Raw genomic sequence first — 17,237 nt, 5'->3', positions numbered from 1 at the left:
AACGCCCCTTCATGGGGCGTTTTTTTTAACGCATGGTCGACTCTGTTCTCCTGACGACCACAGGTAATTCTCTGGCCACGTCTTACAGCACTTTACCGCGCAATGCTTTGGTCTGGCTGCGCCGTGATTTCCCTTCCAGCCTGCGCGCTTTCGACGCGCGTGTCGGTCGTGTTGAGCGCCGGACTTTCTCTACCTTCGTGAGCTCCTGAATCAAATTCACCAGCCGTTGCAGCGCCGCTTCGCGGTTCATCTCCTGGCTGCGGTATTCCTGCGCCTTGATGATAATCGTCCCGTCGCCGGTAATTAAATGATGGCTGGCACTGAGCAACCGCTCTTTATAAAACGGCGGCAGGGAAGACGCGGCGATATCAAAACGCAGATGAATAGCGGTGCTGGTTTTGTTGACGTGCTGGCCCCCTGCCCCCTGCGCCCGAATGGCCGTCAGTTCAATTTCATTGTCTGGCAGCTCGACATTCCGTGACAGCGCAATCATCGTCCACCCGCCTTTGTCCGGTTCCCGTTTTTTCGCTCTGACCTGTTCATCAACTTAACCTTTCGTGCTTTATCCTGAAACGTCTGATACGGCGTAGTCCGCTACTTTAGCAGTGATTTGCTCGCTGTTCCTGCTTTCGCCTGGCTGATTTTCTTGAAATGCCTGTGATATAGTCGCAAATCAACCAGAGTATTTATGCTCTGCTGAGGAGGTGCCCGTGCAAAAATATTGTGAGTTAGTTCGCCAAAAATATGCCGAAATTGGCAGCGGAGATCTGGGCTATATTCCCGATGCCATCGGCTGCGCGCTTAACGCGCTTGATGCTATTGCCGCGAATGCTGCGCTAAACTCTTCTCTCAGGGAACAGGCGGCTTATGCCGCCGCAAACTTATTGGTGAGCGACTATGTTGATGAATGAAGCTTATAAACCCATCAATTGCGATGACTACGATAATCTGGAACTCGCCTGCCAAAAAAACTGGATGCTGTCGCTGGCGTTAAAAGATGGCGAGCAGCTAAAGGCAAAGGCCAGGGACATCCTTTCACGTAAAAACGTGGAGTATCTGGCCATTGAACTGTCCGGTGAAACGCGCGAGTTACGTCTCGATCATATTGCCAGTTTTAGCCATCCTGAACTCGGCACCGTCGTGGTCAGCGAAGAGTAATTCACTTCCCGTCGGGCGGGATGCATTCCCGCCCATCTCATCAGGGCTTTACCGAACTGTAGTACGCCGCTAAATCTGTTATCTCCTCATCGCTGAGCCCCGCAACAAACGCTTTCATCACCTCTGCCTGACCACCGTTGCGCTCTCCCTTCTTATAGGCCTGTAGCGCGTGCGCGAGATAAGCGGCGTTTTGGCCCGCCAGGCTGGGATAAAGGGGAACCGTCGCAATGCCTTTCGGACCATGGCACGCCGTACAGGCCGCCGAACGCTGTTCGCCCGCGTGAATATCGCCTGCAGCACAAGCCGGAAACAACGTAAAAAACGTTAATGCCACTATCCATTGCCTCACAACGATACTCCTGTAGGTTTGTGCCAGTGAATCTGCCAGCCCTGTGCCTCCCCTGCTGCGCCTTCACGGGTCACGAACAGGCCGGGCGCACAAATAAGCGTTTGATTATAATAAATGAGCGGAATACGTTCCCGCTGCCATGACGGGATATTCAACGCCTGCCAGATTTTCTTCATCTCGCGCCCGCCCGCGCGATCCACAATATGCACGTACCCTGTCGCGTGAAAACGCACAAATACCTGTTCCTCCGGCGTCGGTCGTCGTAGTGAAGGCATTGTATAATCGGGCTGCAGCGTGCCGATATGCTGCGGCAGGGGCAATGTCTGGTTGAGATTCTTCCAGGCGATTTCGCAGTCGCGTAACGAGTCTCTGATCGGCAAAATATAAAGCCGCTGGCGATAACGGCGAATTTCGCTGTGGCCTAACCGTAGCCGTGGCTGGGCATCTTCACGACTCAGCATCACTTCCTGACGAATGCGGCGCAACGCATCGCGCGAGGGCATTTGCGCGCCCTGTCCGGCCAGCCAGCGACGCAGCAAAGCATTACTGCGCACTTCACTCATGGTCAGTAACGCGGAGAAACACAGGCTACCGTCCGGCTGAATCAGCGCAGCGAGTTGTTCCGCCAGCAACTCATCCAGCAGTTGCTCCTGCTCAGCACAGAGTGCCGCACTGCGCGCCGTCGCACTGGCGAAATGGGGCCAGCGTGCCACGACGGCCGGTAAGAGTTGCTGACGAAGAAAATTGCGGTCGTAACGCACATCCTGATTGCTCTCATCTTCAACCCATTGCAACTGATGCGTTTGGGCATACAGCTCTAATGACTGCCGGGAACAGCTTAACAGCGGGCGAACCAGAGGGTTTTTACCCAGAGAGCCCGCCACCGGCATGGCCGCCAGACCGGCCGGGCCACTGCCGCGTTTCAGGGCCAGCAGGACGGTTTCACACTGGTCGTCCAGGTGCTGTGCGGTAAGGAGTTTCTCATCCGCATGGAGCGCCTGGTGCAATGCCCGATAACGCGCCTGCCGCGCCGCCGCTTCAATGCCATCGCCCTGATCGGTTACCTGCACGCGCAGGATCTCGCAGGGGATCTGCCATGTTGCGCACAGGGTCTGGCAATGCGCCGCCCAGTGGTCGGCATTAGCACTGAGGCCATGATGGACATGCAGCGCACGCAACCGCGAGGCCGGATGGTGCTGTTGCCAGTCCCGCAGCTTATGCAGCAGGACGGTAGAATCCAGGCCACCGCTAAACGCCACTACCAGCGCGTCGTTTTCATTCAGCAGTGCGTCAAAATCAGACATGATAATTCCATAACTCAGGCAGTGGGACGAGCCATAAAGCCGCCAGTTTACGCCTGATACAATTCAAGCGGCAAACCATCCGGGTCAGCAAAAAAGGTACAGGGTTTCCCGGTAAGCGCGTCAATGCGAATGGGTTCGCATGTCACGCCCTGCGTGTCCAGATAGCGCACCGCGGCTTCCACGTCCGGCACGCTGAAAGCCAGATGGCGAAGGCCACAGGCTTCCGGCTGACTGACCCGGGCGGGCGGGTGTGGAAAGGAAAACAGCTCAATGGTGTACTGACCGTTTAACGCCAGATCGCCTTTCCATGAATCGCGCGCTTCGCGGTAGTGCTCACTTTGCAGTTCAAATCCCAGTATGTCGCAGTAAAAGGCTTTACTGCGATGATAATCTGACGCAATGATGGCGATATGGTGAATGTGCGTTAGCTGTAGCATGTTTGCTCCCTGTTGGTCCTTCATTCCTGTTCCCCGCTCTGTTTCAGCACACGTACCCGATATTCACCTTCATCGGTTAGCGTCGCGCCGTGAATATCTGTCTCAAAGCCAGGATAGTGGCGCCCAATGCTACACAGCATGAGCAGGAAGTCGAGCACGGCGCGGCTTTGTTCTGTGATCATTTCGCCAGGCATCACCAGCGGTACACCGGGAGGATAAGGCAATATCATGTTGGCAGAGATACGGCCCACCAGCTCATTTATGTTTACGGTCTCAATATTGCCTTTCACCTGCTGCTGGAACGCCTGATGCGGCGTCATTTTCATCTCAGGTAAGACATCAAAGGCTTTCAGCATCAGACGCGGCAGGTCATGTTGCTGAATCAGGCGATGAATCCCCTGCGCCAGCGTCTGGATGCGCATCGTGCGGTAAAAGTCGGGATCTTCCGCATACAGATCCGGCAGCATGTTTTTTACGCGCAGATTCAGGTCGTAGGCGCGCTTAAATTCGGTTAATCCACGCAGCACGCTCATCGCCTTGGTCTTGTCGATGCCAATACTGAACAAGAACAACAGGTTATACGGACCGGTCTTTTCCACCACAATCCCACGCTCATCAAGGAATTTCGCCACCAGCGCAGCGGGGATCCCCTCTTCGGCCATTTCTCCTAACTCGCTCATGCCCGGTGTAAGGATGGTGACTTTGATCGGATCGAGATACATATGATCGCGATCGGCCTGGGTGAATCCATGCCACGCTTCGTCTCCCGGCTGGATCGGCCAGCACTGCGCTTCATCCACATGCTCTGGTTGCCAGATATCAAAGAACCAGCTGTCCGACTCTTCGCGCAACCGCTGTATTTCACGACGAAAATGTAACGCGCGCTCGACTGACCGATTGATGAGCCTTTTCCCCGGATTCCCCCGCAGCATGGCGGCGGCTGTTTCAATAGAGGAAACAATCGCGTAATTGGGCGATGTGGTGGTGTGCATCATGTAGGCTTCATTAAAGGTTTGTTCGTCGTACTCGCCTTTGATGTGAATTAATGAGGCCTGCGAAAAGGCAGCCAGCAGTTTATGCGTGGACTGAGTTTCATAAATCACCTTGCCCGGTATCCGCTCACCGCTCATGCCGCTTTTCCCCTCATAGATAGGGTGAAAATTGGTGTAAGGCACCCAGGCCGAATCAAAGTGAATCGAGGGGACGTCGAGCGTTTGCTTGATGTACTGCGTGTTATAAAGCAAACCGTCGTAGGTCGAGTTAGTAATTACTGCATGAACGGGCCAGCTGGCGCGCGGCGTGGCAGCCACTTTCTGTTCAATGCTGGTACGGGTAAATTCTTTTTGCGGAATGCCGCCCAGAATGCCTAAGGCATTGCGTGTGGGTTTTAGCCAGACAGGAATCAGATCGCTCATCATCAGCAAGTGGGTAAGCGACTTGTGGCAGTTGCGGTCAACCAGAATCGTGCTGCCTGCCGGCGCGGCATACATGCCCACGATCTTGTTCGAAGTCGAGGTGCCGTTAGTCACCATATAGCTCTGTTCCGCACCGAACGTGCGGGCGATGTACTCTTCGGCCTCAAGATGTGGTCCGGTATGATCCAGCAGCGAGCCCAGCTCAGTCACCGAAATCGAAATATCCGACTTAAGCGTATTCGCGCCAAAGAAGTCATAGAACAAACAGCCCACCGGGCTTTTCTGGAAGGCCGTCCCGGCCATATGGCCCGGAGTGCAGAACGTGTACTTTCCCTCTTTCACATAGGTGAACAACGCTTTGGTTAACGGTGGTGTAATGTGGTCGAGGTAATCATCCGTGTACTGGCGGATGTGCAAGGCGATATCGTCGGCCGCATTCAGCGCGTACTCAAAAAAATGCAGCGGTAGCCGCATCTCATTGATGCTGATATCCATTTGCGAGTGGGTATTAATAAAGGCATACAGGGGCAGGTATTCATTGAGCTGATTAATTTCACCGCACAGCTCAGGGCTGTTGTGCTCATCCCAGTCAAAAATCACACCGCTGATACGGGGATTGTGTTCAATCAGTTTGAGAAGATCATCTGTGTTTTTAGGCCGTATGAGCTGAAAACCTTGCTGACTCAGTGCTACATCCAACTCGCGTAACGGTTCATCTTTGTAAAACACGCCATGCGCGCCCATGATCGCCAGAATATTCAATGCACATCTCCCTGATTGTTGAGGCATTGAGTAAGCATAGCGAATTACGCCACGAAACCGCAGTCAGATTCGTGGCATAAAAAAAGCGGACCGGAGTCCGCTTTTACGTCACAGCACTGAATCAGGCGTAGCCATAACTCATCAGACGCTGATAACGGCGATCTAATAATTCTTCGGTGCTTAACCCTTCCAGGTCAGCCAGATCGGCCAGCAGTTGCTGTTTTAGCGTCTGCGCCATTTCGACCGGATGGCGATGCGCGCCGCCCAGTGGCTCAGGGATGACCGAATCAATCAGCTTAAGCTCTTTCAGACGCGGCGCGGTAATGCCCATCGCTTCTGCGGCCAGCGGCGCTTTATCGGCGCTTTTCCACAGAATAGAGGCACAGCCTTCCGGTGAAATGACCGAATAGGTGCTGTACTGCAGCATGTTCACTTTGTCGCCCACGCCGATAGCCAGTGCGCCACCCGAACCGCCCTCACCGATAACAGTACAGATGACCGGTACTTTCAGGCCTGACATTTCGCGCAGGTTGCGTGCGATAGCTTCAGACTGACCGCGCTCTTCCGCGCCCACGCCCGGATACGCACCCGGCGTGTCGATAAAGGTGATGATAGGCATTTTAAAGCGTTCGGCCATTTCCATCAGGCGCAACGCTTTGCGATAGCCTTCCGGTGCCGGCATACCAAAATTACGGCGAATCTTCTCTTTGGTTTCGCGCCCTTTCTGGTGACCGATGATCATCACAGGACGGCCGTCGAGGCGGGCAATCCCGCCGACAATCGCTTTGTCATCCGCATAAGCGCGGTCACCCGCAAGCTCATCGAAATCGTCAAACGCATTGCGCACATAATCAAAGGTATAAGGACGTAATGGATGTCGCGCCAGTTGGGCGATTTGCCATGCGCCCAAATCGGCGAAGATTTTACGTGTCAGCTCAACGCTTTTCTCGCGCAGACGCTTAACTTCTTCGTCGAGATTGACGTGTTTATCGTCCTGACGACCAATCGAGGTAAGCGAATCAATTTTTGCTTCCAGTTCTGCGATTGGCTGTTCAAAATCCAGGTAATTAAGACTCATAATGTTCCTGTTTTAGTCAAACTCCAGTTCTACCTGCTCCGATCCAATTAACGACCGCAAATCGTTGAGTAAACGATCGCTGGGCGATATTCGCCACGCTGCACCAAAGCGTAGCTTCGCTCGCGCGTCGGCTCTCTGATAGTAGAGATGCACCGGAATTGTCCCTGAACGATGAGGCTCAAGGGACTGACGGAGTCGGTTTAATAGCTGGTCATCAATTTGCCTGTCTGTCAGCGAGATAGCAAGTCCGCGCGCGTATTTTTCACGCGCTTCATCTATGTCCATGACTTCACGGGCGGTCATTTTAAGGCCACCACTAAAGTCATCAAAGCTGACCTGTCCGCTGACGATCAGGATACGGTCTTTCTCCAGCAGTTGCTGGTATTTATCTAACGCATCGGTAAATAACATGACTTCAAGACGGCCAGAGCGGTCGTCCAGTGTACAAATACCAATTCGGTTGCCGCGTTTGGTCACCATTACACGCGCAGCAATCACCAGGCCTGCCGCGACGGTAATCTTACCACGATCGGTCGGATGCATATCTTTCAAACGCATCCCACCCACGTAACGCTCAATTTCTTTCAGATACTGGTTAATCGGGTGGCCGGTCAGATACAAACCCAGGGTTTCCCGTTCACCGTCCAGTTGCACCTGTTCCGGCCATGGCGTGACGCTGGCGTAAGACTGTTCGACCTGCTCAGGCTCATCGGCCAGCACGCCAAACATGTCGGCCTGACCGATTGCTTCCGCTTTAGCATGCTGATCTGCCGCTTTCAGCGCATCGTTCAGTGCGCTCATCAGGGCGGCACGATGTGGGCCCAGACGATCAAAGGCGCCGGACATGATCAACTTTTCCATCACGCGGCGATTGATCTTTTTGGTATCCGTTCGCGCGCAGAGATCGAACAGTTCGCGGAAGTAACCGCCTTCGTTACGCGCATCGATGATCGCTTCGATCGGCCCTTCCCCCACACCTTTGATGGCGCCGATACCGTAAACGATCTCGCCCTCATCATTAACGTGGAACTGATACAGACCCGAGTTAATGTCCGGCGGCAGGACTTTCAGCCCCATGCGCCAGCATTCATCTACCAGACCCACCACTTTTTCTGTGTTGTCCATATCCGCCGTCATCACAGCCGCCATGAATTCCGCTGGATAGTGCGCTTTCAGCCATAAGGTCTGATAAGACACCAGCGCGTAAGCGGCGGAGTGCGACTTGTTAAAGCCATAACCCGCGAATTTCTCTACCAGATCGAAGATTTTCATCGACAGTTCGCCATCGATGCCCATCTTTTCCGCGCCCTCTTTAAAAACAGAGCGCTGTTTGGCCATCTCTTCAGGCTTCTTCTTACCCATGGCGCGACGCAGCATGTCCGCCCCGCCCAGCGTATAGCCGGACAGGACCTGGGCAATCTGCATGACCTGTTCCTGGTAGAGGATAATGCCGTAGGTCGGCTCCAGTACCGGCTTCAGGCTTTCGTGTTGCCACTGAATATCCGGGTAAGAGATGGCTTCCCGACCGTGCTTACGGTCAATGAAGTTATCAACCATGCCCGACTGTAAGGGCCCCGGACGGAACAGGGCCACAAGCGCGATCATATCTTCAAAACAGTCAGGCTTCAGGCGCTTAATCAGATCTTTCATGCCGCGCGATTCAAGCTGGAAAACCGCGGTGGTTTCCGCGCGCTGCAGCATGTCGAAGCTCTTTTTGTCTTCAAGCGGAATGGTTGCGATATCGATCGGCGGTAAGCCCTGCTTTTCGCGGCGCGGGTTAATCATTTTCAGCGCCCAGTCAATGATGGTGAGCGTTCGCAACCCCAGGAAGTCAAACTTCACAAGGCCCGCATATTCCACATCATTTTTATCGAACTGGGTTACCGGATACTGACCGTTTTCATCACAATACAGCGGTGCAAAATCGGTGATCTTGGTTGGCGCGATCACCACGCCACCCGCATGTTTACCGGCGTTTCGGGTTACCCCTTCCAGCTTCCGCGCCATATCGATAAGCGCTTTAACCTCTTCATCCGCCTCATAAATTTCAGGCAGCTGCGGTTCCGCGGCAAAGGCTTTGTCCAGCGTCATGCCCGGATCGGGCGGCACCAGTTTTGAAATACGATCGACAAAACCATAGGGATGGCCCAGCACGCGGCCCACGTCACGAATGACCGCCTTGGCCGCCATCGTACCGAAGGTAATAATCTGGGATACCGCTTCGCGGCCGTACATATCGGCCACGTGTTCAATCACTTGGTCACGTTTTTCCATACAGAAATCGACGTCGAAATCGGGCATGGAAACGCGTTCAGGGTTAAGAAAACGTTCGAACAGCAGGTCGAACTCAAGGGGATCAAGATCGGTAATTTTGAGCGCATAGGCCACCAGCGAACCGGCCCCCGAACCGCGTCCCGGCCCTACCGGTACGCCGTTATCTTTCGACCACTGGATAAACTCCATTACGATCAGGAAGTAGCCGGGGAATCCCATCTGGTTGATTACGTTCAGTTCAACGTCCAGACGTTCATCGTATTCCGGCCGTTTTTCCGCCCGCACGGCTTCATCCGGGAACAGCATCGCCAGACGTTCTTCCAGCCCCTCACGGGATTTCATTACCAGGAAATCCTCGGTGGTCATGTCGCCCGTCGGGAACTGCGGCAGAAAGTACTCACCCAGTCTGACGGTGACGTTACAACGCTTAGCAATCTCTACGCTGTTTTCGAGCGCTTCAGGGATGTCTGCGAACAACTCGCACATCTCGTCTTCGCTGCGCATATATTGCTGAGGACTGTAATTACGGGGCCGTTTAGGATCGTCCAGCGTATAACCATCATGAATGGCGACGCGAATTTCATGCGCATCAAAGTCCTCTTCATTCAGGAAGCAGACCTCGTTCGTGGCCACAACCGGGATGCCTTCGGCAATCGCCAGCTCAACGGCGGCGTGCAGATAGGTTTCTTCATCGGGTCGTCCGGTACGTACCAGTTCCAGGTAATAGCGATCGGCAAAATGTTGCTGATAAAATGCCAGGCACTCTGAAACCAGTGCGCTGTTACCGCGCAGCAGACTGCGCCCCACATCTCCACGACGGCCACCTGACAACAGGATCAGGCCTTCCTGTAATTCAGCCAGCCAGTCACGATCGATTATCGGACCGGCCACACCGTAACCGCGTTGATACGCGCGGGAAATGAGTAACGTGAGGTTTTGATAGCCGGTGTTGTTGGCCGCCAGCACCGTAATCTGGGTCAGTTCATCCCCCATCAGCTCACTGGCAACGTTAAAATCCGCCCCAATAATCGGTTTGATCCCCGCCCCATGCGCACCACCGTAGAATTTCACCAGACCACACAGGTTGGTGAAGTCGGTAATCGCCATGGCTGGCATGCCTAACGCAGCCGCTTTCTTAATCAGCGGGCCGGTTTTCGCCAGGCCGTCGATCATGGAATAGTCGCTGTGAACATGCAGATGTATAAAACGGGGTTCGGCCATATCAGTTTCCGGTTAAAACAGGGGCGGATTAGCGCAGCGTGGAGGCGCTGCTCGCCAGCACTTCGGCATCGATGAGCGCATTACGCACCGGCGCAAAGCTGCGGCGGTGATGTGGTGTTGCGCCATACTGCGTTAACTTTTCCATATGTAACGCCGTAGGATAACCTTTATGTTGCGCAAAACCATACTGCGGAAACAACAAATCCAGCTCTGCCATTTCACGATCGCGCGTGACTTTGGCGATGATCGAGGCCGCACTGATTTCAGCAACCAGGCTGTCGCCTTTTACTACGGCCAGTGATGGCACAGGCAAGGCCGGACAGCGATTGCCGTCAATCAGCACATAATCAGGCGTGATCGCCAGGCCGGCCACCGCGCGCTGCATCGCCAGCATCGTGGCATGCAGAATATTCAGGCTGTCGATCTCTTCCGGTTCGGCACGGCCCAGACTCCAGGCCAGCGCATGCTCTTTAATCTGATCAAACAGCGCCAGGCGACGTTTCTCTGAGAGCTTTTTCGAATCGGCCAGGCCCGGAATGGGTTTCGCCGGATCGAGAATTACCGCCGCAGTCACCACCGCACCAACCAGCGGGCCGCGCCCCACTTCATCCACACCGGCAATCAGTCGGGCGTTGGGATAGATAAAATCAGCCATTGGCGAGCTCCAGTACCGCATTTGCGGCTTGTTCGTCCGCATTCCAGCGAATCTGCTGGTGCAGTTCGTGGAAGGTCTGCAATAACGTTTCGCGTTCATGACTGGCATGTAACAGCGGATCCAGCGCCGCAGCCAGCGCTTCAGGTTGGCACTCATCCTGCAGCAGTTCTTTGACCAGGTCTCGTCCGGCCAGCAGGTTAGGCAACGAAACGTAGTCAGTTTTGACCAGGCGTTTTGCCAGCCAGAAGGTAAACGGCTTCATGCGGTAGCCCACGACCATGGGGCATTTCGCCAGCATGCATTCAAGCGCCGCGGTGCCGGACGCCAGCAGCGCAGCATCACTGGCCACCATCGCTTCACGGCCCTGCCCGTCCAGCAGATGCACGGGCAGCTCCGGCGCAACCTGCGCTTTGATTTGCTCAAACTGCTCGCGGCGCTTCGGGTTAACCAGCGGTACCACAATTTCCAGCGCCGGATAGCGCTTACGCAGTATCTGCGCCGTTTTAAGAAAGTCAGCACTCAGCATGTCAACTTCGGCACCGCGACTGCCGGGCAATAACGCCAGACACTGGGCATTGTCGTCAATGCCCAGATGGCGACGGGCGGCGGCTTTGTCGGGCTGTAGCGGCATAGCATCCGCCATGGTGTGGCCGATAAAACGGCACGGGACACCGAAACGGTCGTAAAAGGCTTTTTCAAACGGCAGAAATGCCAGCACCAGATCGGTGTTGCGACCGATTTTGAACACCCGTTTTTGCCGCCAGGCCCAGACAGAGGGACTGACGTAATGAATCGTGCGAATGCCTGCGCGCTTAAGATTACCTTCCAGCGTGATATTGAAATCCGGTGCGTCAATACCGACAAACACATCGGGTCTCAGCGAGATAAAGCGCTGTGTCAGATCGCGACGAATAGCCAGCAAGCGGCGCAATCGTCCCAGCACTTCCACAATGCCCATCACCGCCAGTTCTTCCATTTCGTACCAGGCTTCACAGCCTTCGGCCTGCATCAATGGGCCTGCGACGCCAACAAACCGGGCATCAGGATGACGCGCTTTTAAGGCACGAATCAGGCCTGCACCGAGGATGTCGCCAGAGGTTTCTCCGGCGACGACGGCTATCGTAAGGGGACGCGCTGACATGAATTAGCGAATTAATCCACGAGTTGAACGGGCAAAAAAGTCATAGAAAGGCTGCACTTCACTGTGTTGCTGAGCAATCGCTTCGATTTCTGGCTTAACCTCATCCAGCGTTCTGCCGCTGCGGTAAAGCAACTTATAGGCATTACGAATCGCATGCAGTGACTCTTTGCTGAAGCCGCGACGTTTCAGGCCTTCAATATTGATTCCGAATGGCGTCGCGTGATTCCCCTGCGCAATAACATAGGGCGGCACATCCTGAGCAACACCTGAACACCCGCCAACCATCACATGCGCGCCAATGGTGCACCACTGGTGCACAGCGGTCATACCGCCAATGATGGCGAAATCATCCACCGTGACATGGCCGCCCAGCGTGGCGTTGTTGGCCATGATGCAGCGGTTGCCGATCACACAGTCATGGGCAATGTGGACGTTAACCATCAGCAGGTTGTCGCTGCCGACAACCGTGACATTCGTGCCCTGCGTCGTGCCGCGATGAATGGTGACGCTTTCACGGATTCGGTTACGATCGCCAATCTCAACCCGGGTAGGTTCGCCCGCGTATTTTAAATCCTGATTCACTTCACCAATGGAGGCGAACTGATAGATCTGATTGTCTTTACCGATACGTGTATGGCCATTCACCACAACGTGTGACTTGAGTACGGTTCCTTCACCAATTTCAACATTCGCCCCGATAAAGCAGAACGGGCCGATATGAACGCCAGGGCCGATGATGGCCCCGTCTTCAATGACAGAACTGGGATGGATGTTGGCGGTTGGATCAATCACGAATTATGCCTCCCGGCTACGGGCACACATCATGGTCGCTTCACAAACGATTTTACCGTCCACGGTCGCTACGCCGTTAAAGCGCGTCAGACCACGGCGGGTTTTCTCGAAAGTCACTTCCATAATCATTTGATCGCCCGGTACGACCGGACGCTTGAAACGGGCATTATCAATGCCTGCAAAATAATAGAGCTCGCCTGGCTCCAGTTTACCCACGCTTTTGAATGCCAGAATACCGGTGGCCTGCGCCATCGCTTCCAGAATCAGAACGCCGGGAAAAATCGGTTTACCAGGGAAATGCCCCTGGAAAAACGGTTCGTTAAAGGAGACGTTCTTTACCGCGCGCAGATATTTGTTTTCTTCAAAATCCAGCACGCGGTCTACCAGCAGAAACGGATAACGGTGCGGCAGCAGCTCTAAAATCTCTTCAATTTGCAGAGTATGAGTTTCAGTAGTCAAAATACTCTTCCTGTCCTAAAAATCTGATGACATCAATAACACGGCCTGCACCGATCATCATGATCGTTGGCAGGCCGCAAATAGTTTCCGTGGCGCCTGGCTTCCCTGCTTACACTGTTATTATGAAAGCCGGTCAGTCATGGGATGGCGTTTAGTCGTCTTTGCCGACTTTGCGCTCGATTGCTTTTAAGCGTTTGCTCATGTCGTCGATATTCATCACCAACGCTGCAGTTTTGCGCCAGGTTTTATTGGGCTGTAATGGAATTCCTGAGGAGTATACACCAGGTTCTGTTATCGGACGCATAACCATGCCCATACCGGTTACGGTTACTTTGTCACAGATTTCCATATGGCCGTTGATGACGCTGGCACCGCCAATCATACAATAACGACCAATTTTTAAACTACCCGCCATGATCACACCGCCAGCAACCGCAGTATTGTCGCCAATCACTACGTTGTGGGCAATCTGACATTGGTTATCTATGATAACACCATTGCCGATCAGAGTGTTATCCAGCGCGCCACGATCAATGGTCGTACAGGCACCAATTTCTACCCGATCGCCAATAATCACCGAGCCCAACTGCGGTATTTTCACCCAGTTACCCCGATCGTTCGCGTAGCCGAAGCCATCAGAACCGATGACGGTGCCGGACTGAATCAGGCAATGCTGACCAATGACTACTTCATGGTAAACCGAGACGTTAGCCCACAAACGCGTACCGCTGCCGATACGGGTTTTTTTACCCACAAAACAGCCTGCGCCAATGACAACGTTATCACCGAGCTCAACGTCAGATTCAATAACCGCATTGGCCCCGACAGAGACATTGGCACCGAGTCTCGCGCTGGGATCAATCACAGCACTTGGCGCAATATCCTGCGCGGGCTGTGGCGTAGTGTCGAGCAGCTGCGCCATTCTCGCATAGGTGAGATAAGGATTTTTCACCACCAGCGCGGCGGTTTTACACCATTCCAGATCCGCTTCCGTCAGCACCACGGCTGATGCCTGGACCAGCGCGAGCTGCTCGCGGTAGCGGCTGTTGGCAAGAAATGTGATTTGACCAGTTGTGGCGGATTGCATAGAAGCAATGCCGGAGATGGCGATATCGCCATCTCCGTGCAATTCTGCATCCAACTGCTGGGCTAAATCAGCCAGTCGAATTGATGACATCGATTATTTAACCTGCTTCGCAACTTCATCAGTGATGTCTTTCACATCAGAACCAGAATAAAGCACAGCCTGAGAATTCAGGACCAGGTCATATCCGCCGCTTTTGGCAACTGACTGAACAGCAGTCTGGATTTTTTCCAGCAGCTTGTTACGTTCCTGAACCTGACGGGTCTGGTTGTCTTTCTCAAACGCGTCTGCTTTCGCCTGGAAGGCATTACGCTCAGATTCGATCTGCTTCTCTTTCTTGTTGCGCTCGCTCGCCTTCATGGTTGGCGCATTGCGCTGCAGATCCTGCATTTCCTGCTGAATTTTGTCGTGCTGAGAACGGAGTTCAGTGGCGCGGCCCTGGAACTCACTCTCAAGCTGTTTGGAGATAGCAGCGCGCTGAGGTGATTTCTGGAAAACCTGGCTCAGATCAACAGTTGCGACTTTATCGGCCGCCTGTGCGCCAGCAGAAGCAGCCAATGCAACACCCAGAGTAACTGCACATAACAACTTTTTCACTATAAACTCCTTACCCTCAACATGTATGTTTGCAGTGCGGAGCATAACAATGCTCCACAGCTGCAAGCTATTTTTTTCACATCCCTGTACAGAACGTTACCAGGTTTTACCAATGTTAAACTGGAACTGCTCTGACTTATCTCCGTCCACTTTCTTAACCGGCTGGGCGTAGGAGAACACTAACGGCCCCAGCGGTGACATCCACTGTAAAGACACACCGGTCGAGACGCGAATGTTGTTTGGATCGCTGTAGTCAGGAATACCGGCAGCGCGCGTTTCAGCGGTGTTCTGCCATTTGGTATCCCAGACGGTACCGGCGTCGACAAACAGCGATGTACGCACCGAGTTCGAATATTTCTCACTCAGGAACGGCGTGGGCGTAATCAGCTCAAGGCTGGCAATCGCCATCGCGTTACCGCCCACCGCATCACTCGATTTACAGATACCGTTAGGATCGCTCAGGTTACAGTACGACGAGCCATCATTCAGGTAGGCCGCTTTCGGACCGATGGTGTTGGACTGGAAGCCACGCACGGTACTGGAACCACCGGCGTAGAAGTTCTCATAGAACGGCATCTCTTTACCGCCCAGCCCGTCACCATAGCCGACACGGCCACGGCCCAGCACAACCCAGGTGTGATCTTTATTGATCGGCACATACTGTTGGCTGTCCAGGGTGACTTTGTAGAACTCATTATCGGAACCCGGGATCGTCACCTTACCGTTCAGGTTGGTACGGTTACCCGAAGTCGCGAAGAAACCGCGGTCCAGCGTGTTATACGTCCAGCCATAGTTAAAGGTGAAGTCGTCAGCCGAGAAATCGCCATTGCGGTTTAACTGCTGTGGCTTACCAACCGAGTCCAGATAGCGCCACATCGCAACCTGAGGACGCATATCCGACAGGTCGTTGTGCACATAACCCAGACCGACGCGCAGCGAGTTGTTCTCATTGATTGGGAAGCCCAATGTCCCGTCTGTACCGTAACTTCTGTTGGTATAGCCGGAGAGATCGGCGTCGCTGGCCTTAAAGTTGTTGTAGAACACCCGGCCGCCCAGACTCACACCATCAACGGTAAAGTAAGGATCGGTCAGGGAGAACTCTGCATAGGTCTGGTAGTCGTTTTTGGTTCCGCTGATACCGACGGTATTCCCGGTACCCAGCCAGTTATCCTGGGTCACGCCGACCTGGAAGCTGACGCCACTTTCCGTACCGTAGCCGACGCCGAAGTTAAAGGTACCGGTGTTACGCTCTTTAACTTTGTAAACCACGTCAACCTGATCCGGTGAGCCCGGTACACGCTGCGTATCCACGTCAACGGTTTCGAAGTAACCTGTACGGTTCAGGCGCTCTTTACCCTGATCGACCAGATCGCTGCCCAGCCAGGCACCTTCCATCTGGCGCATTTCGCGACGCAGTACGGCATCTTTCGAGGTGTCGTTACCTTCAAAGCGCACTTTACGCACGTAGTAGCGGTTGCCCGCATCCACGTTGATATGCAACTTAACGGTTTTATCGGCATCGTTAATTTCAGGCTGCGTCACGACGCGCGGATAGGCATAACCGTAGCGGCCTAACAGCTTCTTGATATCATCTTCCATCGACGTGACTTTTGCGCCGTTATACAGCTCGCCCGCCGGGATTTTGGTCAGATGTTCGATTTCCGCCGAATGGCCGGCCATGCTGCCGTTAACAATAACGCCAGCAATCTTGTACTGATCGCCTTCGGTGATGTTAACGGTGATGTAGATGCCTTTTTTATCCGGCGTCAGGCTCACCTGCGTCGAATCAATATTGAAACGGGCATAACCGCGATCCAGATAGAAGCTGCGCAGGGTTTCAAGGTCACCCGCCAGTTTCTGTTTCTGATATTTACGGTCAGCCACCACGTTCCACCACGGCACTTCGTCACGCAGCTGGAAACGAGAAATGAGTTCGTCTGAACTGAAGGCTTTATTACCTACAATGTTGATCTGCTGAATTTTGGCAGAAACACCTTCGGTAAAGACCAGTTTCAGATCGACGCGGTTACGCGGCAGCGGTGTGACAACGGCTTTTACGCTGGCGGTATATTTACCCACGCTGTAGTAGAAGTCTTCCAGTCCCTTCTCGATTGAAGAGATTGTGGTGCGGTCCAGCGCTTCGCCGACGCGCACACCTGAGGCTTCAAGGTTCTGTTTGAGCTGATCGTCCTTAACCGCTTTGTTACCGCTGAAGGTAATGCTGGCGATGGTAGGACGTTCTTTAACCTGAACAATCAGCGTATTACCATCTCGCAGGACCTGAACATCCTCAAAGTTGCCAGTCGCGAACAGGGAGCGAATGGTATTTCTGACGTCATCGTCATTCACCGTATCGCCAACCCGAACTGGCATGCTCAGCAGAGCCGCGCCGACGGCGACTCGCTGCAGCCCTTCGAAATGAATGTCCTTCACTACGAAATCGTCTGCACCGTAAACGGTGGCGCTGCTAAACAGCAGCGACGCTATGAGCAACTTTTTCATCGCCATCGT

16 protein-coding genes are annotated in these 17,237 nt (G+C 53.8%); 2 read left to right on the top strand and 14 right to left on the bottom strand.

The genetic code is table 11. The annotated features are described in order from the left end of the window. Window positions 1-82: 82 nt before the first annotated feature. Window positions 83-493, bottom strand: a complete 411-nt coding sequence (gene arfB, locus C1N64_RS06850; protein WP_006117783.1) for an alternative ribosome rescue aminoacyl-tRNA hydrolase ArfB — start codon at window positions 491-493, stop codon at window positions 83-85. A gap of 217 nt (window positions 494-710) precedes the next feature. Here arfB and C1N64_RS06845 point away from each other — a divergent pair, with 217 nt between their 5' ends. Both C1N64_RS06845 and rof read left to right on the top strand, forming a co-directional pair. Further along, complete coding sequence (locus C1N64_RS06845; RefSeq protein WP_033740323.1) at window positions 711-911, top strand: YaeP family protein; 201 nt, start codon at window positions 711-713, stop codon at window positions 909-911. Next, window positions 898-1,158: a Rho-binding antiterminator gene (gene rof / locus C1N64_RS06840; protein ID WP_033740322.1), complete on the top strand. Its 261-nt coding sequence runs from the start codon at window positions 898-900 to the stop codon at window positions 1,156-1,158. Before C1N64_RS06845 ends, rof begins: the two co-directional genes overlap by 14 nt. A 40-nt stretch (window positions 1,159-1,198) precedes the next feature. On the opposite strand, the gene C1N64_RS06835 is transcribed toward rof, so the two are convergent. The 13 genes from C1N64_RS06835 to bamA all read right to left on the bottom strand — a co-directional run bounded on the left by C1N64_RS06835 (window position 1,199) and on the right by bamA (window position 17,234). Further along, the gene (locus tag C1N64_RS06835; RefSeq protein WP_375124370.1) at window positions 1,199-1,507 is read right to left on the bottom strand and encodes a c-type cytochrome; all 309 of its coding nucleotides are present in this window, start codon (window positions 1,505-1,507) and stop codon (window positions 1,199-1,201) included. Then, window positions 1,504-2,811 carry a tRNA lysidine(34) synthetase TilS gene (tilS, locus tag C1N64_RS06830; RefSeq protein WP_058702029.1) on the bottom strand — a complete coding sequence of 436 codons (1,308 nt, stop codon included), beginning with the start codon at window positions 2,809-2,811 and terminating at the stop codon, window positions 1,504-1,506. The genes C1N64_RS06835 and tilS overlap by 4 nt, the downstream gene beginning before the upstream one ends. A gap of 47 nt (window positions 2,812-2,858) precedes the next feature. After that, the gene (locus tag C1N64_RS06825) at window positions 2,859-3,248 is read right to left on the bottom strand and encodes a VOC family protein (RefSeq protein ID WP_033740319.1); all 390 of its coding nucleotides are present in this window, start codon (window positions 3,246-3,248) and stop codon (window positions 2,859-2,861) included. 20 nt (window positions 3,249-3,268) lie between these two features. Continuing rightward, on the bottom strand, window positions 3,269-5,425 hold the full coding sequence (locus C1N64_RS06820) for a lysine decarboxylase LdcC (RefSeq protein WP_039338658.1): 2,157 nt from the start codon (window positions 5,423-5,425) through the stop codon (window positions 3,269-3,271). A 121-nt stretch (window positions 5,426-5,546) separates the two neighbouring features. After that, the gene (accA, locus tag C1N64_RS06815; RefSeq protein ID WP_033740317.1) at window positions 5,547-6,503 is read right to left on the bottom strand and encodes an acetyl-CoA carboxylase carboxyl transferase subunit alpha; all 957 of its coding nucleotides are present in this window, start codon (window positions 6,501-6,503) and stop codon (window positions 5,547-5,549) included. Between the two features lie 12 nt (window positions 6,504-6,515). Continuing rightward, window positions 6,516-9,998 carry a DNA polymerase III subunit alpha gene (dnaE, locus tag C1N64_RS06810; RefSeq protein WP_033740316.1) on the bottom strand — a complete coding sequence of 1,161 codons (3,483 nt, stop codon included), beginning with the start codon at window positions 9,996-9,998 and terminating at the stop codon, window positions 6,516-6,518. A 28-nt stretch (window positions 9,999-10,026) separates the two neighbouring features. Continuing rightward, window positions 10,027-10,653: a ribonuclease HII gene (rnhB, locus tag C1N64_RS06805; protein WP_033740315.1), complete on the bottom strand. Its 627-nt coding sequence runs from the start codon at window positions 10,651-10,653 to the stop codon at window positions 10,027-10,029. Continuing rightward, the gene (gene lpxB, locus C1N64_RS06800) at window positions 10,646-11,794 is read right to left on the bottom strand and encodes a lipid-A-disaccharide synthase (protein WP_367143286.1); all 1,149 of its coding nucleotides are present in this window, start codon (window positions 11,792-11,794) and stop codon (window positions 10,646-10,648) included. Before lpxB ends, rnhB begins: the two co-directional genes overlap by 8 nt. A 3-nt stretch (window positions 11,795-11,797) precedes the next feature. Further along, entirely contained in the window at window positions 11,798-12,586 is a 789-nt protein-coding gene (lpxA, locus tag C1N64_RS06795; RefSeq protein WP_006117770.1) for an acyl-ACP--UDP-N-acetylglucosamine O-acyltransferase, read from the bottom strand. A gap of 3 nt (window positions 12,587-12,589) precedes the next feature. Then, complete coding sequence (fabZ, locus tag C1N64_RS06790; protein WP_006117769.1) at window positions 12,590-13,045, bottom strand: 3-hydroxyacyl-ACP dehydratase FabZ; 456 nt, start codon at window positions 13,043-13,045, stop codon at window positions 12,590-12,592. 151 nt (window positions 13,046-13,196) lie between these two features. After that, window positions 13,197-14,222 carry a UDP-3-O-(3-hydroxymyristoyl)glucosamine N-acyltransferase gene (gene lpxD / locus C1N64_RS06785; protein ID WP_033740314.1) on the bottom strand — a complete coding sequence of 342 codons (1,026 nt, stop codon included), beginning with the start codon at window positions 14,220-14,222 and terminating at the stop codon, window positions 13,197-13,199. Window positions 14,223-14,225: 3 nt separating this feature from the next. After that, window positions 14,226-14,771 (bottom strand): OmpH family outer membrane protein, encoded by a 546-nt coding sequence (locus C1N64_RS06780; RefSeq protein WP_191091151.1) that lies wholly within the window; start codon window positions 14,769-14,771, stop codon window positions 14,226-14,228. A gap of 51 nt (window positions 14,772-14,822) precedes the next feature. After that, window positions 14,823-17,234: an outer membrane protein assembly factor BamA gene (bamA, locus tag C1N64_RS06775; RefSeq protein WP_033740313.1), complete on the bottom strand. Its 2,412-nt coding sequence runs from the start codon at window positions 17,232-17,234 to the stop codon at window positions 14,823-14,825. Window positions 17,235-17,237: the final 3 nt, after the last annotated feature.

The sequence above is a fragment of the Pantoea sp. SGAir0215 genome (assembly GCF_043543215.1).
Note: the sequence above shows the minus strand (reverse complement) of the source record. Positions and strands in the feature narration are given on the sequence as shown.

Coding starts and splice junctions, on each gene's coding strand:
- arfB (WP_006117783.1), bottom strand. CDS start 493: ATGATTGCGCTGTCACGGAATGTCGAGCTGCCAGACAATGAAATTGAA.
- rof (WP_033740322.1), top strand. CDS start 898: ATGTTGATGAATGAAGCTTATAAACCCATCAATTGCGATGACTACGAT.
- tilS (WP_058702029.1), bottom strand. CDS start 2,811: ATGTCTGATTTTGACGCACTGCTGAATGAAAACGACGCGCTGGTAGTG.
- C1N64_RS06825 (WP_033740319.1), bottom strand. CDS start 3,248: ATGCTACAGCTAACGCACATTCACCATATCGCCATCATTGCGTCAGAT.
- accA (WP_033740317.1), bottom strand. CDS start 6,503: ATGAGTCTTAATTACCTGGATTTTGAACAGCCAATCGCAGAACTGGAA.
- dnaE (WP_033740316.1), bottom strand. CDS start 9,998: ATGGCCGAACCCCGTTTTATACATCTGCATGTTCACAGCGACTATTCC.
- rnhB (WP_033740315.1), bottom strand. CDS start 10,653: ATGGCTGATTTTATCTATCCCAACGCCCGACTGATTGCCGGTGTGGAT.
- lpxB (WP_367143286.1), bottom strand. CDS start 11,794: ATGTCAGCGCGTCCCCTTACGATAGCCGTCGTCGCCGGAGAAACCTCT.
- lpxD (WP_033740314.1), bottom strand. CDS start 14,222: ATGTCATCAATTCGACTGGCTGATTTAGCCCAGCAGTTGGATGCAGAA.
- C1N64_RS06780 (WP_191091151.1), bottom strand. CDS start 14,771: ATGCTCCGCACTGCAAACATACATGTTGAGGGTAAGGAGTTTATAGTG.
- bamA (WP_033740313.1), bottom strand. CDS start 17,234: ATGGCGATGAAAAAGTTGCTCATAGCGTCGCTGCTGTTTAGCAGCGCC.